Consider the following 15,945-nt stretch of genomic DNA (forward strand, 5'->3'; position numbering starts at 1 on the left):
CAATGTGGCTAGCGCGTAAAGGGAACGTCAAAGATTAGGTAAGGTAACGAAGTACTCACCGAACCTGCCACCGGAGGAACGGTCCACCGGATCCTTCGCGCGTTTGAGGAAGGGTCGCCCGCTGACTGTCCACACGCTCAATGAGCTTCTGCTGGTCTGCTCGCTCGTGCTGCTCGTCGCCGTCGCGGCGGTACGCATCTCCTCACGCAGCGGCCTCCCCAGCCTGCTCATCTACCTCGGCATAGGCATCGCGATTGGCCAGGACGGCATCGGCAACGTCGTATTCGACAACGCCGAGCTGACCCAGGTCATCGGTTATGCCGCGCTCGTCGTGATCCTCGCCGAGGGTGGTCTGGGCACCAAGTGGAAAGACATCAAACCGGCCCTGCCGGCAGCGATCATGCTGTCGCTCGTGGGCGTGGCGGTCAGCGTGGGCATCACGGCCGCGGGGGCGCACTACCTGGTCGGCCTGGAATGGCGCCAGGCCCTGCTGATTGGCGCGGTCGTCTCCTCGACCGACGCGGCGGCCGTCTTCTCGGTCTTGCGCAAGGTCCCGCTGCCTTCCCGGATCACGGGCGTCCTCGAGGCGGAGTCCGGCTTCAACGACGCACCCGTCGTCATCCTGGTCGTGGCCTTCTCCACCCTCGGCCCGATCGACGACTGGTACGTCCTGCTCGGCACGATCGCCCTGGAGCTCGCCATCGGCGCCGCGATCGGCCTGAGCGTGGGCTTCCTCGGCTCGTACGGACTGCGGCACATCGCGCTGCCCGCCTCCGGTCTCTACCCCATCGCCGTGATGGCCATCGCCGTGGCGGCGTACGCGGCCGGCGCGATGGCCCACGGCTCCGGCTTCCTCGCCGTGTACCTGGCGGCGATGGTGCTCGGCAACGCCAAGCTTCCGCACTGGCCGGCCACCCGCGGGTTCGCGGACGGACTCGGCTGGATCGCCCAGATCGGCATGTTCGTCCTGCTCGGCCTGCTGGTGACCCCGCACGAGCTGGTGCACGACTTCTGGCCCGCCGTGATCATCGGTCTGGTGCTGACGATGGTGGCGCGACCCCTGGAGGTCTTCGTCAGCCTGCTGCCCTTCCGCATCCCCTGGCGGGAGCAGGCCCTGATGTCCTGGGCGGGCCTGCGCGGGGCGGTGCCCATCATCCTGGCGACCATCCCGATGGTGTCCGGCATCGAGGGCAGCGACCGCGTCTTCAACATCGTCTTCGTGCTGGTCGTCGTCTACACGCTGGTGCAGGGGCCGACCCTGCCGTGGCTGGCGCGCACGCTGAAGCTGGGTTCCACCGACGAGAACGCCTCCGACCTCGGCATCGAATCGGCCCCGCTGGAGAAGCTGCGCGGGCACCTGCTGTCCTTCGCGATCCCGGCGGCCTCGCGGATGCACGGCGTGGAGGTGAGCGAGCTGCGGCTGCCGCCGGGTGCCTCGGTCACCCTGGTGGTCCGCGAGGGCAAGAGCTTCGTACCGCTGCCGTCGACCGTGCTGCGGCGCGGGGACGAGCTGCTGGTCGTGGCCACGGACCAGGTGCGGGACGCGGCTGAGCTGCGGCTGCGCGCGGTGGCCCGCGGCGGCAAGCTGGCCGGCTGGCTGGGGACGGGCCCGCACGGGCCCGCGGGCTCGCGCGGGTGAGGCGTACGGATCGAGTCCCGCTTTAGAGCGACGCTCTAATTCGGCCGATTTCCGTGATATATGCCCCAGTTTTACCTGGTTTAGAACCGTTGGAAACGGCAAAGCTTCCGTTAATCGCAGGTGAAGGCATACCTTGTCGCCGCAATCACAGGGCGTGGTAGGGCGTTTCCCTGTACGATGAAGGCACAACAGATCGAACCAACTCTGCCTGACGCAGAGCTGGCGCGACCGCAAAGCGGCCGTGGCTCCCCTCGCAGTGGGTGCCCAGGTATCACTCGGTTCTGCGCAAGAGGACAGCTCTCGGGGCTCCCACATGTACGGGTGCGGTCGCTCACAAGGCGACGCACCGTCCGCAGACGGGGACGCTCTACCAGGCAGCGGAAAGGCAAGGCCGTGACATCCGCGGTCACGACCGGAACATCCGCACCGTCCACCACGTCCGCCCGCCCCGGCTACGGGCAGCTCCTGCGCACCCCCGGTGCCCTGGGCTTCGTACTCCCCGGCTTCGCCGCCCGGCTCCCCTTCGGGATGCTCACCGTCAGCATCCTCCTGCTCGTCCAGCACACCACCGGCTCCTACGGCAGCGCCGGCATCGTGACCGCCGTGACCGGCGTGTCCATGGCCGTCTTCGCCCCGCTGATGGGCAAGTACACCGACCGGTTCGGCCAGAGCGCCGTCCTGGTCCCGGCCGCCCTGACGCACACCGCCTCGGTGGGCGCCCTCGCGGCCCTCGCACTCCTGGGCGCCCCGCTGTGGGCGCTGGTGCTGGCCGCCGTCCCGGCCGGCGCCTCCGTGCCGCAGGCCGGCCCGATGGTCCGGGCCCGCTGGGCCGCCAAGCTCGAAGGCTCCCCGCTGCTGCCCACCGCGGCCGCGTTCGAGTCGGTCACCGACGAGTTCACCTTCGTCGTCGGCCCGGTCCTCGCGACCTTCCTGTGCACCCAGGTCCACCCTTCGGCCGGCCTGATCACCGAGGCCACCCTGACGCTCGTCGGCGGGCTCGTTTTCGCCGCGCGGCGCGCCACGCAGCCCAAGCCGACCGGCCGGCCGGCCCACGGTGAGAAGCACGCCTCCGCCCTGTCCTTCCCGGGCCTGCGCGTCCTGATCGTCGCCTTCCTCGGGATCGGCGCCGTTTTCGGCGGCATGCAGGTCTCGCTCGCCGCGTTCTCCAACGAGATCGGCAACCCGGGCGCCAACGGCCTGCTCTACGGCGTCTTCGCCGCGGGCAACATGGTCGCCGGCATCGCCATGGGCGCCATCGCCTGGAAGATCGGCCCCCGCCGCCGCCTGATCCTGGGCTACGTCGGCCTCACCGCCGCCGCCTCGGTCCTGTGGGCCGCGAACTCGGTGATCCTGCTCGGCGCGGTCGGCCTGGTCGTCGGCCTGTGCATCGCACCGGCGCTGATCACCGGTTACACGATGATCGAGCAGCTGATCCCGGCCGCGTCGCGCACCGAGGCCTTCACCTGGCTGACCGGAGCGGTCGCCTTCGGGCAGGCCGTCGCCGTGACCCTGGCCGGCCGCCTGACCGACGCCCACGGATCCGCGTACGGCTTCCTGGTGCCGATGGCCGCCACCGCGCTGGCCCTGGTCACCCTGCTGGCCCTGCGTGCCAAGCTGGCGCCCGCAGCCCCGAGCCGGATCGTGAACTCCTCGGCTCCGGCGCCCGCGCCGGCCCCCTCGCGGGACTCCCGTAACCGGGTGAACGAGCGTGGGATGGGTCACCGCGTGCCGGTGACGGTGGACTGATCGGCCGGAATACGTCACCATGGAGCGTCGTTAGCACTCATTGAGTGAGAGTGCCAGGAGGAAATTCGTGCCGACCTACCAGTACCAGTGCACCGAGTGCGGTGAGGGCCTTGAGGCCGTGCAGAAGTTCACCGATGACGCGCTGACCGTGTGCCCGAACTGCGACGGACGCCTCAAGAAGGTGTTCTCCGCGGTCGGCATCGTCTTCAAGGGTTCCGGTTTCTACCGGAACGACAGCCGAGGCGCTTCGTCGAGCAGCACCCCTGCCACCAAGCCCGCGTCGGCCTCGTCGACGTCCACGGCCGCCGCAGCTCCCGCCGCCTCGTCCTCCTCGACGTCGTCGGGCACGGGCAGCAGCTCCACCTCGGCTGCCTGACCGCGTCCGCGTCTGCCTGACCAGCGCGCGTCCCCTTGATCCGGGACGCGTCTGCTCGCTCCGCGCGTCCGACTGACCCGCGCGTGCGTCCACACGTCGAAGGCCCCGCCGCCCACCGGGCAGTGGGGCCTTTTCCGTGCCCGGCTAGGGTGGCGGCATGGTGAACGCAGAGATCGGTGTCATCGGCGGTTCGGGGTTCTACTCCTTCCTGGAGGAGGTCACCGAGATCCGGGTGGAGACCCCGTACGGGCCTGCGAGCGACTCCCTGTACGTGGGTGAGCTGGCCGGCCGGCAGGTGGCCTTCCTCCCCCGGCACGGGCGCAGCCACACGGTCCCGCCGCACAGGATCAACTACCGGGCGAACCTGTGGGCGCTGCGGTCGGTCGGCGTCCGCCAGGTGCTGGGACCGTGCGCGGTCGGGGGTCTGCGGGCCGAGTTCGGTCCGGGCACCCTGCTCGTTCCCGACCAGCTGGTCGACCGTACGAAGTCCCGGGCACAGACCTTCTTCGACGGGGAGCCGCTGCCGGACGGCAGTGTGCCGAACGTCGTGCACACCACCTTCGCGGACCCGTACTGCCCGGTGGGGCGGTCCGTCGCCCTCGCGGCGGCCCGGGGGCGCGCCTGGGAGCCGGTGGACGGCGGCACCATGGTCGTCATCGAGGGGCCGAGGTTCTCCACCCGCGCCGAGTCGCGCTGGCATGCGGCGGCGGGCTGGTCGGTGGTCGGCATGACGGGCCACCCGGAGGCCGTGCTAGCCCGGGAGCTGGGGCTCTGCTACACGTCGTTGGCCCTGGTGACGGACCTGGACGCGGGCGCGGAGACCGGTGAGGGCGTCTCCCACACGGAGGTCCTGCGGGTGTTCGGCGAGAACGTCGGCCGACTGCGCGAGGTCCTCTTCGACGCGGTCGCGGCGCTGCCGGCGACGGAGAGCCGCGACTGCCTGTGCACGCACGCCCACGACGGCTGGGACCTGGGGATCGAGCTGCCGTAGCCGCTGCGCGCGGGGCGCGGTCGGACACGTTCGGGTGATGGGGTTGTCCACAGGCTGGGGACCGTCCACAGGGCGGAGCGGGATCCGGCGGGAGGCCGGATCGTGGGCTGTGTCCGGACGCCGGGTCCGGGCATGGTGACTCGACTGGTGGTGGCCCTCATGTCCCGTACGTCCGCACGGCCTTCGGCGCTCTCGGCGGCACGCTCTTCGGCACTTTCCCCGACGCCTTCCCCGGCGCCTTCCCCGGCGCCTTCCGCTGCCGTTCCGGCGGTGGTCGCGGCGCCCCCGTGCTCCTCTCCGTACCCTCCGGCGCGGCCCGTCCCCCTGTTCCCTCCGTTGCGGGTGGGGCGGGGCGGTGACCGGCTGCGCGGGCTGCTGCGGCGCAGGCGGCGGGCCGTCGCGGCCGGGCTGGCCGTCGCGGCGGCGGCGCTGGCCGTCGGGGGGACGGAAGCGCAGGCCTCGCGAGGGGAAGCGCCCCTCGAGCCACGGGCCTCCCGGACAGCCGCTCCGCCCGCGCCGGAACGGCTGGTGTCCGCCCCGGTGCGCATCGCCGACGCGGCGACGGTGCGGCTGTTGCGGCCCGGCGACCGGGTCGACGTGGTCGCCGCGGAGCGCGCCGGGCCGCCGCGGGTGGTGGCCGCGGGGGCGCGGGTCGCCGAGGTCCCCGCTGCGGAGGGGGAAGCGGACGCGGGGGTGGTGGACGCAGGCGCGCTGGTCGTCCTGTCCGTGCCCCGGGACACCGCGCGGGCCCTCGTGGGGGCGGGCGCGACCGCCCGGCTGGCGGTGACGCTGTGTTGATTCGCAGGGGGGGCCGGTCAAGTCACCCCGAGGCCGGGAGCGATTGGACACGTCACGGTCGGACTGCCGTATTTTTCGGAACCGTTGACTCCGTGTTCGGCAGATATGAAGAAAGGCTCAGTGGTGAGCGAGAAGAAGAAGGAGAGCGTCCTGGCGGGCTTCAAGGCCTTCCTGATGCGCGGCAACGTGGTCGACCTCGCGGTCGCCGTGGTCATCGGCGCGGCGTTCACGAACATCGTGAACGCCATCGTCAAGGGGATCATCAGTCCGCTGGTGGGAGCCATCGGGACGAAGAACCTCGACGTCTACAAGTCGTGCCTGAAGGCTCCCTGCGGCGTCGACGCGGGCGGTCAGCCCACCGGCGTGGAGATCCTCTGGGGCTCGGTGCTCAACGCCGCGCTCACCTTCCTGATCACCGCGGCCGTCGTGTACTTCCTCATGGTCCTGCCGATGGCGAAGTACCTCGCCAAGGTGGAGGCGCGCCGCAAGGCCAAGGAGGGCGTCAAGGAGACCATGGAGATCACGGAGCTGGAGGTCCTGAAGGAGATCCGGGACGCCCTGGTCGCGCAGCGGGGGACCAACGGGGGCGCGCCTGGAACACCAGGCTCGCGGGACGCCTTCTAGGCGCCCGGTCCGCCGGGGCCTCCGGGGCGGCTGCAGCGGCTCAGATGTGGTGCGGGGGCTTCTCGTCGAGGAAGCGGGCCAGGTCGGCCGCGCCGCCGCCGGCGGAAGGCTGCTCGCCCCAGCCCCGGTCGGTGTCGTCCGAGGACTGCTGGTCCAGCGGGTCGTCGAAGACCAGCCGGGGCTTGGCAGCCGGCTTGGACGCGGGCTTCGAAGCGGGCCTCGGCTCCGATGTCGGCGGCGCGGCGGGGCCGCTGTGCGGGTCGGGGGCGGCGGGGGTGCTCATGCCTCCAGGGTACGGCCGCCCTCGTCACCGTCCCCGCTCAGCTCGGGGCTTCGGCGCCCTGGCGGGCGTAGAACCACCAGCACACAGCGAGGCAGGGGGCGTAGAAGCCGATGAACAGCCACATCGCGTGCGTGAGCGGCATGGCGGCGAACATCGCCGGGATGAAGAAGAAACCGTAGGCGGCGATGGCGGAGGAGAAGCCGGTCACGGCGCCCGCCTCCATCTCGGACTGCTTCAGCGCGGCCCCCTGCGCCTCCGGCCCCTTGCCCGCCGCTTCCCGCATGTGCTGGTCCCGGAAGATCACCGGGATCTGGCGGAAGGTCGAGCCGTTGCCCAGGCCGGAGAAGGCGAAGGCCGCCATGAAGCCGAGGAAGAACGCCCAGAAGTGGCCCTGGTCGCCGCCGTGCGGAAACGCGAAGATCACCACGACCAGCGAGGCCGCCATGCCGACGAAGGACAGCAGGGTGACCCTGGCACCGCCCATCTTGTCGGAGAGCCACCCGCCGGCCCAGCGCATGAGCGCGCCGATGAAGGGGCCGAGCCAGGCATAGGTGGTGGCCTGGTAGCCCTGCGCCTCGAAGTTGTTTTTGATCAGCAGGGGCAGGCCCGCGGCGAAGCCGATGAACGACCCGAACGTGCCGACGTAGAGCCAGGTCATCAGCCAGTTGTGCTTGCGCTTGAAGATGATCTTCTGCTGGCTGAAGGGTGCGGCGGCGACCTTGAGGTCGTTCATCAGGAACCAGGCGAGCAGCGCCATGACGACCAGCAGCGGCACCCACAGGAAGGCGCCGTTCTGCAGCCAGATGTCGGTGTCCGCCTTGGCGTCGTGCTGGGGGCCGCCCGCGGGAGCACCGAGGACGGCGGCGGTCACCACCAGCGGGGCGACCAGCTGGACGACGCTGACGCCGACCCGCCCGCGCCCGGGCCGCGCCGGTGGAGCAGTGCGCGACCGCTCGGGGCACCCGCATGCCGAGGGCCGCGCGTCCGGCCTGCCGGAGCCGCGCGCGTCTGGTCTGCTGGCGGGTATGGCGTACACCCCCATGACCGCGCGCAGCCGCAACGAGCACCACCGCGCGGCGACTCCGCTGGAGCTGTTCTTCGACCTCTGCTTCGTCGTCGCCGTCGCCCAGGCCGGCGCCCGGCTGGTGCACGCGCTGGCGGAGGGCCATCCCGGTAGCGGGGTGATCGGCTACTTCTTCGTCTTCTTCGGGGTGTGGTGGGCGTGGATGAACTTCACGTGGTTCGCCTCGGCCTACGACGTCGACGACGTGCCGTACCGGATCGCGACGCTCGTCCAGATCACGGGCGTCCTCGTCTACGCGGCGGGCGTGAGCCGGGCGTTCGACGGGAACGACTGGACGGTGGCCGTCGTCGGCTACGTCATCATGCGCGTCGCGCTGACGGCCCAGTGGCTGCGGGCCGCCGCCGGGGAGAGCGGCACGGCCCGGACGACCGCCCTCACCTACGCGGCGGGCCTGGTGGTCTGCCAGGCGGGCTGGGTGGGCCTGCTGTTCGCACCGGCCGACTCCAGGCGCTGGCTGTTCCTGGTGCTGGTCGCCGCCGAACTGCTGGTCCCCGTGATCGCGGAACGCGGTCACCAGACGCCGTGGCACGCCCACCACATCGTCGAGCGGTACGGCCTGTTCACCATCATCGTGCTCGGCGAGACGATCGCGGCGAGCACGGTGGCGGTGAAGTCGGCGCTCGACGAGCAGGAGGCACTCGGCCAACTGCTGCCCATCGCGGGCGGCGGGCTGCTGATCGTCTTCGCCGCCTGGTGGATCTACTTCGCGGTGCCGATGCACCAGCACCTGACCTCCAACCGGGAGGCCATTCCGTGGGGTTACGGCCACCTGCTGGTCTTCGCCTCCGGTGCGGCGATCGGGGCGGGCATCGAGGTCGCCGTCGAACACGCGGTGGGCAAGGCGCACATCTCGCAGGTCGCCGCGAACGCGGCCGTTACCGTGCCGGCGGCGGCCTTCCTGCTGATGGTGTGGCTCCTGCACTCCCGGCACTTCAAGCGGGGCCTCGCGCAGCAGCTCGCCCTGCCGGTGTCGGCCGCCGCCGTCCTGGCCTGCACCTGGGCCGGTACGTACGCGGTGCTGTACGCGGGGCTGGTCGCGGCCGCGACGGTCGCCTTCGGCGTGACCCTCGATGCGCGCCGCCACCGCTGAGCCGCGTGCCCGCTGAACCGCGTGCCCCCCTGAGCCGCGCGGCGCCACCGGGCGCCGCCGCGCCGCCGCGCCGGGACCGTCCGCGAGCGGTGGCGGGCCCGGCCGTCACCCCCGTGCCCCCGCAGCCGTTTCCAGACCATGACACTCCCCGCACCGCGCCCGGGCCGGACCCCCGGCTCGGAACTGGCCGAGCCAGGGTTCTGGCAGGCTCCCCCCGCCCACCGCCTGGCGGTGTTCGCCCGGCTCCGGGCGCAGGAATCCCCCGTGTTCGTCCCCGAAGGGACCGGGCACTGGGCCCTCGTCCGCCACGCCCACGTGCAGGAGGCCAGCCGCCTGTCCAAGGTCTTCGCCAGTGCCCCCGGGGTGACGACCCCCGAACCGGCCCGCTGGGTCCGCGCCCTGTTCGGGGACTCCATGGTCAACCTGGACGGCCCCGACCACGCCCAGCTGCGCAGAATCGTGCAACGGGCCTTCACGCCCCGCCTGCTGGCCGCCGCCGAGGAGGACATCCACGCGGTCGCCGCCCGCATCGTGGACGACGTACTCGCCGAGGAACCCGACGAGTTCGTCTCGGCCGTGGCCTCCCGCCTGCCCCTGGAGGTCATCTGCAACATGATGGGCATCCCGGAGCGCTACCGCCGAGAGATCGCCGACCGGGTCAACCACGCCTCCGAGAACATCGGCGTCGAGCGCGGTCTCGGCGCGCGGCTGCGGATGCCCGGGCGCGGCCTGCGCGCGCTCGCCCGGATGCAGCGCATGGTGGCCGGCATCGGCCGCGAGCGCCGGCGCAACCCCGCCGACGACCTCATCTCGGCGCTGGTGTGCGCGAACGTGGACGGTCAGGCCCTCGGCGCCCGCCAGCTCGGTGCCTTCTTCTCGCTCCTGATGGTCGCCGGGGTGGAGACCACCCGCAACGCGATCACGCACGGGCTGACCCTGCTGACCGACCACCCGGACCAGCGCGAGCTGCTGTGCGCGGACTTCGAGACGCACGCCGACGGCGCGGTGGACGAGATGATCCGCCACTCGACGCCGATCATCCAGTTCCGCCGGACCGTGGTCGCCGAACACACCATGGGCGGGCACGCGTTCCGCCCGGGCGACAAGGTGGTCCTCTACTACGCCTCCGCCAACCGCGACGAGGCGGTCTTCCCGGACCCCGACGCCTTCGACATCACCCGCTCGCCCAATCCGCACCTCGGGTTCGGCGGCGGGGGACCGCACTTCTGCCTGGGCGCGCACCTGGCCCGGGTGGAGATGAAGGCGCTCTTCCGTGAACTGCTCACCCGGCCGGTCGGCCTGCGCGCGGTGGGGCTGCCGGATCTGGCCGGGTCGAACTTCGACAACCGGGTCCGCTCGCTCAAGTTCGCCTTCGACCGCCCCTGAGTCCGGGGCCCGCCGGACCGGAACCGGCCACCGGGCATGCTGGGAGCCCGGCGGCCGGAGCACCCTGGGGCGCCACGGCCCGGGGTGCGGCTGCTTTCCCGCAGGCGGACACCGTGCGACTGGCGCGGCAGGCGCCGTGCGGTTACTTCTGCAGGCGCCGCACGGTCAGGACGCAGTGCGCGCTGCCGGTGAGCACCGCCTCGTCGCCCGCGAACGCCTGGAGCGTCGGCGCGTCGACCGGCCGGCCGGGTACCGCCTCCGGCCAGGCGCGGGTCGCGAACAGGAAGTAGGCCTGGCCGCTCTCGTTCGCCGCCGCGACCCACTCGTCGGGGGCGGTGCACTGCGCGTTCATCCCCGGCAGGGTGAGCGCGATCTGGTTGCCCTCCAGCAGGATCTGCACGGGGAAGGCCGCCGGGTTGCGGGTGCCGTCCATGACGACGTCGCCGATCGGCAGGCCGATCTCCTCCAGCAGCCCGCGGGCCGCCGCCTCGCCCGCCTCCCGGCCACCCGGGCCGTCCCCGAGGGTGTAGGCGAGGAGGTACGGGATGTCGTGCGCCTCGGAGGGGTCGCCGATCCAGGCGAGCACCGAAAGGGTGCCGAGCTGGGACCGGTCGATTTCGGCTTGAGTAGAAGTCATGCGCCGCACCCTAGTGGTCTGCCGACCGCCCCTTTCACGGCCTGTCACCCGGGCGGGCTATGAGGCCCGGAATCCTCTCCGGAATGCGTCCGGGTGTTCGCATCCAGTCGACAGAGCCGCTTCTCCGGGCGTTTTCCGGAATATCGAAAATTCGTGCCCCGGGCGGGAATGCGCGGACACCGACACGAGGACGCCCGGCCGGGGGTGTACGGCGTTTCGCCCCCGCTGCCAGCACAATGCGTTCCGGCGGAATCCCGCCACCCCATCCACCCGGAGGAATTCATGCGCATGCACGGAGGCCGTACGGCCCTTGCCGCACTGTCGGCATTGGCCGCCACGGCGGTGTTCACCGCCCCCGCCGAGGCGACTTCTTTCGACCAGGGAATTTCGGTGCGGCCCTACGGTCACGTCTCGAAGGACGGCACCGTCACCCTTTCCGGCACCTACCACTGCACGAACCCTTCACCCGTGGGGGCGAAGCTGCAGATCGCGGCGGCCGTCGTCCAGGACGGCACGCGGCTCGCCTTCGGCGGCGGGGAGGCGCGGTGTGACGGACAGGAGCACGAGTGGGAGGCCACCGGCTCGCTGAAGTTCACCCCGGACGTCCACCCCGGCCCGGCGCGCGCCGAGGCCCGGCTCAACGAGATCCACTTCGCGGGCCTGATGCCGCGCTCCATCGACACGGTCGCGGAGGACCGCCAGGACCTCCTCCTGGTCGCCCGGCCCTGAAGCCCCCCCTGCGACGCCCGCACCGGCAACGGCTGGCCCGGGACGGGCCGCCGCGACCCGAGGCGTACGCGGCCGGTAGCCGCCGCTACCGGCACTCGGGCACGACGTCCGTCATCGACATGAAGGCCACCGACTGGCACCCGGGGTCCGCGTGCGGCCGCCCCGTCGTCCACTCCACAACCCTCGGCACCCCCGCAGCCAGCAGGAGCACGGCCAGGATGCCCGTCACGGCGCTCCGGTTCAGCCTGCGCACAGCACGTTCCGTTCCATACCGCGCATCATCGCTCCGGCCCGGATCGCCCACAACTCGGGGTGACCCATCGGTCACCCCGCGCTCCGGGAGCTGCCCGCCGCGTCGAACTCGCACCACACCGCCTTGCCGTCCCCCCGGGACTCCACGCCCCAGTGCACGGCGAGCGCGTCGACCAGGAGCAGCCCGCGCCCGGTGGTGGCCGCCTCGCCCGGAGTGCGCCGGCGCGGCCACACGCTGGAGCGGTCCTTGACCCACAGCCGGATCCGCCGGACCGGCTCGGGCAGCACCTCCATCGTCAGCACCGCTCCGCCGTCGGTGTGCAGCAGGGCGTTGACCAGCAGTTCGCCGGCCGCCAGTTCCACGTCGTCGGCGAGGTCCGGCATGCCCCAGTCGCGCAGCGCCTGGCGCAGGGCGTAGCGGGCCTCCGACAGGCCCTCGGGGTCGGCCTGGTGGACGTACTGGTGGATGCGCGGGGCCCGGTGGGTGCCCGGGTCGGGCTCCCGGCGCAGTACCAGCAGGGCCACGTCGTCGCCGGAGCCCCAGCGCTCCCAGAGCCGGTCGGAGAGGTGGTCGGCGAGCGCGCCCGCCTCCTGCGGGCCGCTGCCGACCGCGTGGGCCAGGGCCTCCATGCCCCGGGTGATGTCGGTGCCCGGCTCCTCCACCAGGCCGTCCGTGCACAGCACGAGCGTCTCCCCGGGGACCAGGTCGAGGCGGGTCTCGGGGAACTCCTCCTGGGCGAAGGCGGAGGCCAGCCCGAGCGGCAGGCCGCCCCGGACGTTGGGCCAGCCCGTGCGGCCGTCCGTGTGCCGGATCAGCGGGCCGAGGTGGCCCGCGCGCACGGCCCGTACGCCACCCGTCTCCAGGTCCACCTGGGCGTACATGCAGGTCGCGAAGCGCTCGGTGTCCAGTTCGGCGAGGAAGCGCGATGCGCGCGCCAGCACGGTGGACGGCGGATGGCCCTCGCCCGCGTACGCCCGCAGCGCGATCCGCAGCTGGCCCATGATGGCCGCAGCGTGTGTGTCGTGGCCCTGGACGTCGCCCACCACGATGCCGACCCGGTCGCGGGGCAGCGCGATCACGTCGTACCAGTCCCCGCCGACCTCCCGCCCGCTCCAGGCGGCGTGATAGCGGACCGCGATCTCGGCGCCGTTGATCTCCGGGATGCGGCGCGGCAGCATGGCGGCCTGCAGTCCCGTGGCGAACTCCCGCTCCTGGTCGAACAGCAGTGCCCGCTGGAGGGACTGGGCCACGATGCCCGCGAGGCCCAGGCACAGGTTGCGCTCCTCGGGGCTGAACTCGGTGCGCCGCCGGTAGAAGAGGACCAGCCCGCCGATGGCCTTGGCCTGGGCGATCAGCGGCAGGTAGGCGGCCGCGTCGTACCGGATCCGGCCGAGGTAGTCGCTGAGCAGCGGGAACTCCTCACCGAGCGCGGTGAGCGAAGTGACGAAACGTGCCTGCCTGCTGAGCACCGCCTGCGACAGCGGCAGCGCGCCGTCCAGCCGGGTGAACCGCCGCTCGCTGAGGATCTCCAGCGACTCGCCGCTCAGCGCGATGATCTTCATGGTGCCGCCCTCGACCAGCCCCAGGGCCAGCCCGTCCGCGCCGAGCCGTTCCAGCGCGCCCGCCCCGGTCAGCGCGGCCGTGACGTCTTCGACGGTCACCGCCCGGGACAGGGCCTCCGTGGTCCGCTGGACGATCGTCGTCTGCTGGGCGCGTGCCGTCTCCAGTCTGCGCAGCATCGTCGCCTGGGCGAGTTCGGCCGTCGCGTCCCGGACGATTCCCACGATCCGCCGGGGCCGCCCTTCCGCGTCCCGCAGCACCCGGCCCTGGGTGTGCGTCCACTGGTCGCGGCCGTCGCGTCGCTGCACCGTGAAGTAGGCCCCGTACGACTCGGCGCCGCCCTCCAGAGCACCCCGCACCGTCTCGGCCAGCCGGGCGCCGTCCTCCGGCGGGACCCGCAGCCCGAGCGCCTCCGGCGTGCCGTCGAACCGGGCCGGGTCGAGGTCGAAGACGGCCGTCCCGGCCTCGTCCAGGGCCATGGATCCGGTGGTCAGGTCCCACTCGAAACTGCCCATGCCGTTCAGCGCCAGCCGCTCCCCCGGCCCGGTCTCCGGAGACAGCCGGGTCTGCTCGGGACGGTCGCGCTCCGCCGCTGCCACGAGACACACACCACCTAACGGCCGGGCCAGCACGGCTGGGAGATGAGCCGCTCCCACTCCTCGTCAGGATGCCCCGGAAGGGTGCGCCCGGCCTCCCGCCAGCGGTCGACCAGGGAGAGGTAGATCGGGGGCTGGACGGCGGGGGGCGTTCTGCCATAGGCGCCGTGCTCATACGCATCACGGTCATACGGCCCTCGGTCGTACCCGTTCCGGTCGTACGGCCCGCGGTCGTACCCGTTCCGGTCGTACGGGCCGCGGTCGTACGCGTTCCGGTCGTACCCGTTCCGGTCGTACGCGTTCCGGTCGTACCCGTCGGACCGGCCCGCCGCGGGCTGTTCGGTACGACTGCCCGGGATCCGTACCCAGCCACGGCCCTGTGCTCGCTCCGCGCTCATCGCGGACCCCTCTCACCGCGCGTTGACTGCGATGGCACCGCAGATACGTCTAGGGATGCCCGGCCTCGGCCCGGAAACACCGGGCCCCGCCGGCGGAGCCCGGCAGCGGGCCCCGTGCGCCGAGCCGTGTGCGGACTCCTCGCACCAGTCTCCCCGCCGGGTGGCCCGCACCGCGCACGAATCGCGTGGAAGGGCCGAATGAGGGAGCCCGCGCAGCCGGGGCGCCCCCGCTCGAAGGTTCCCGCCCCGGCTCAGCTCAGCGCAGCTGACTCACGGCCGTCGCCGCCCTGTCGGGCTCACCGGGCCACCAGTTCGTCGGGCGCCGCCGGTGCCTCCGGCGGCGCCGGAGGCGTGCACGGGGGCGCCCCGGCCCGGTCGCATCCCCGCTGGTGGGGCGCCCGGTCCGCGGCGAGGGCGGTGCGCCGCCCCTGGGCGGGCACGCCCCGCAGCACCCGCACCCCTTTGCCGACACCGCGCCCGAGGAACGCGGCGACCATGGCCAGGAACGGCAGCGGGTCGTCGCCGGCGAACCAGGCCGCCTCCACCCGCCCCGGCCTCCGGCCCCCGCCCGCCGCCCGCCGCTCGGGCCGCCCCGGCGGGGCCGGGTCCGCGGCCCCCGCCGCCGCCCCCGCCGCTCCCGCGCCGCGGACCGGCAGGGAACGGCCGCGCACCGCCGCCAGCAGCGCGTAGTTCTCGGCGACGAACACCCGGCCCGGCCCGCCCGTGGGCTGCGGGACCGGCTGGCCGGTCAGGTCCAGGTACATCGCCTGGACGACGTCCAGCCCGGCGCGGTCCGTGAACAGCCGGAACTGCGCGCCGGGGCGGGGGTTGAAGTCCACCAGCCGGAAGGTCCCCCGCTCGTCCCGGCGGAAGTCCAGGTCCAGGATCCCCTGGTAGCCGAGGCGTTCGGCGAGCCGCAGCCCCGCCTCCTCCACCGCGGGGTCCGGCAGCCAGCGGCCCACCGCCGTCAGTCCCGTGCGCACCGGCCACGACAGCTCCTTGCGGCCCGACCCCGCCAGCAGCGGACGCCCGCCCCGGGCGAAGGCACCGTGGAAGAACCAGTCGGTGTCCGGCCCGGCCGGCAGGAACCGCTGGAGCAGCAGGCGGCTCCCGGCCTCGGCGGAGCGCTCGTACAGCCGCCGCGCCTCGGCGCCGGTGTGCACCAGCATGGTGCTGCGCAGCCCGTCGGCCCCGGTCGGCAGCAACCAGGGCCGGCTCCACTTGGCCACCACCGGCAGACCGAGCCGCCAGGCGGCCTCCGCCGCCTCACCGCCGCTCGCCGGGACGGCCGTCTCCGGGTGGGGGACGTCCCAGCGTGCGCAGAGCCCCGCCAGCTCGGCCTTGTCGGCCACCCGGGCGGGCAGGTTGTCCGGCTGATGGGGGATCCGGAAACGATCCGTCAGCGCCGGTGCGATGCGCGACACCGTGATCGCGCTCAGATCGTCCATGGCGATCAGCACCGCCGGCCGGCCGATCCGCTCCGACACCCCGGCCAGGCACGCGCGCAGGGTCTCGGGCTCCTCCGGGTCGACCCCGCCGGCCGGCCCGGCGTGCACGGCGCGCAGGTAGCGCGAACACCCCATGGGGCCTCCGCCGTCCTCGACGACCGCGTGCACCTCCACGCCCCGGCGGCCAAGGGATCTGACGGCGCCGAGGGTTCCGTGGTGGAACGGATTGCGGTCGAGCCTGAGCAGAACGACGGGCACATGGTTGAGATACGCGTGCATGACAGCGGTGTCTTTCACCTAGTCGGAC

At 72.7% G+C, this 15,945-nt stretch carries 16 protein-coding genes; 9 read left to right on the forward strand and 7 right to left on the reverse strand.

All coding sequences use genetic code 11. The annotated features are described in order from the left end of the window. Nucleotides 1-166: 166 nt before the first annotated feature. The 6 genes from AC07FY_RS16980 to mscL all read left to right on the forward strand — a co-directional run bounded on the left by AC07FY_RS16980 (nucleotide 167) and on the right by mscL (nucleotide 6,174). Complete coding sequence (locus AC07FY_RS16980) at nucleotides 167-1,639, forward strand: potassium/proton antiporter (RefSeq protein WP_479007094.1); 1,473 nt, start codon at nucleotides 167-169, stop codon at nucleotides 1,637-1,639. 393 nt (nucleotides 1,640-2,032) lie between these two features. Next, nucleotides 2,033-3,385, forward strand: a complete 1,353-nt coding sequence (locus AC07FY_RS16985) for an MFS transporter (protein WP_479006694.1) — start codon at nucleotides 2,033-2,035, stop codon at nucleotides 3,383-3,385. 67 nt (nucleotides 3,386-3,452) lie between these two features. Next, on the forward strand, nucleotides 3,453-3,761 hold the full coding sequence (locus tag AC07FY_RS16990) for an FmdB family zinc ribbon protein (protein ID WP_479006697.1): 309 nt from the start codon (nucleotides 3,453-3,455) through the stop codon (nucleotides 3,759-3,761). A gap of 157 nt (nucleotides 3,762-3,918) precedes the next feature. Next, a complete protein-coding gene (locus AC07FY_RS16995; RefSeq protein ID WP_479006700.1) occupies nucleotides 3,919-4,752 on the forward strand; it encodes an S-methyl-5'-thioadenosine phosphorylase in 834 nt (277 codons plus the stop codon). A 159-nt stretch (nucleotides 4,753-4,911) separates the two neighbouring features. After that, nucleotides 4,912-5,550 carry a hypothetical protein gene (locus AC07FY_RS17000; protein ID WP_479007097.1) on the forward strand — a complete coding sequence of 213 codons (639 nt, stop codon included), beginning with the start codon at nucleotides 4,912-4,914 and terminating at the stop codon, nucleotides 5,548-5,550. A gap of 105 nt (nucleotides 5,551-5,655) precedes the next feature. Further along, nucleotides 5,656-6,174: a large conductance mechanosensitive channel protein MscL gene (gene mscL, locus AC07FY_RS17005; protein ID WP_479006703.1), complete on the forward strand. Its 519-nt coding sequence runs from the start codon at nucleotides 5,656-5,658 to the stop codon at nucleotides 6,172-6,174. 40 nt (nucleotides 6,175-6,214) lie between these two features. Here the strand turns inward: mscL and AC07FY_RS17010 are convergent, their stop codons facing one another. Together AC07FY_RS17010 and AC07FY_RS17015 are read right to left on the reverse strand one after the other, a co-directional pair. Further along, a complete protein-coding gene (locus AC07FY_RS17010; RefSeq protein WP_479006706.1) occupies nucleotides 6,215-6,457 on the reverse strand; it encodes a hypothetical protein in 243 nt (80 codons plus the stop codon). Nucleotides 6,458-6,494: 37 nt separating this feature from the next. Next, complete coding sequence (locus tag AC07FY_RS17015) at nucleotides 6,495-7,493, reverse strand: MFS transporter (RefSeq protein WP_479006709.1); 999 nt, start codon at nucleotides 7,491-7,493, stop codon at nucleotides 6,495-6,497. On the opposite strand from AC07FY_RS17015, the gene AC07FY_RS17020 reads away from it, so the two are divergent. Further along, entirely contained in the window at nucleotides 7,483-8,631 is a 1,149-nt protein-coding gene (locus tag AC07FY_RS17020; protein ID WP_479006712.1) for a low temperature requirement protein A, read from the forward strand. The genes AC07FY_RS17015 and AC07FY_RS17020 overlap by 11 nt on opposite strands. Before the next feature lie 138 nt (nucleotides 8,632-8,769). Next, nucleotides 8,770-10,017, forward strand: a complete 1,248-nt coding sequence (locus AC07FY_RS17025; RefSeq protein WP_479006715.1) for a cytochrome P450 — start codon at nucleotides 8,770-8,772, stop codon at nucleotides 10,015-10,017. A 142-nt stretch (nucleotides 10,018-10,159) separates the two neighbouring features. Here the strand turns inward: AC07FY_RS17025 and AC07FY_RS17030 are convergent, their stop codons facing one another. Beyond that, complete coding sequence (locus AC07FY_RS17030; protein WP_384223545.1) at nucleotides 10,160-10,654, reverse strand: DUF5949 family protein; 495 nt, start codon at nucleotides 10,652-10,654, stop codon at nucleotides 10,160-10,162. 282 nt (nucleotides 10,655-10,936) lie between these two features. On the opposite strand from AC07FY_RS17030, the gene AC07FY_RS17035 reads away from it, so the two are divergent. Then, nucleotides 10,937-11,383 (forward strand): DUF6299 family protein, encoded by a 447-nt coding sequence (locus AC07FY_RS17035; protein WP_479006718.1) that lies wholly within the window; start codon nucleotides 10,937-10,939, stop codon nucleotides 11,381-11,383. Nucleotides 11,384-11,468: 85 nt separating this feature from the next. Here the strand turns inward: AC07FY_RS17035 and AC07FY_RS17040 are convergent, their stop codons facing one another. From AC07FY_RS17040 to AC07FY_RS17055, 4 genes are all read right to left on the reverse strand, one after another. Continuing rightward, a complete protein-coding gene (locus AC07FY_RS17040; protein ID WP_479006721.1) occupies nucleotides 11,469-11,636 on the reverse strand; it encodes a hypothetical protein in 168 nt (55 codons plus the stop codon). A gap of 71 nt (nucleotides 11,637-11,707) precedes the next feature. Beyond that, a complete protein-coding gene (locus AC07FY_RS17045; protein WP_479006724.1) occupies nucleotides 11,708-13,795 on the reverse strand; it encodes a SpoIIE family protein phosphatase in 2,088 nt (695 codons plus the stop codon). 14 nt (nucleotides 13,796-13,809) lie between these two features. Then, nucleotides 13,810-14,190, reverse strand: a complete 381-nt coding sequence (locus tag AC07FY_RS17050) for a hypothetical protein (RefSeq protein ID WP_479006727.1) — start codon at nucleotides 14,188-14,190, stop codon at nucleotides 13,810-13,812. 296 nt (nucleotides 14,191-14,486) lie between these two features. Beyond that, complete coding sequence (locus AC07FY_RS17055) at nucleotides 14,487-15,917, reverse strand: carboxylate--amine ligase (protein ID WP_479006730.1); 1,431 nt, start codon at nucleotides 15,915-15,917, stop codon at nucleotides 14,487-14,489. Nucleotides 15,918-15,945 lie beyond the last annotated feature (28 nt).

This window comes from Streptomyces sp. NPDC045967 (genome assembly GCF_056430495.1).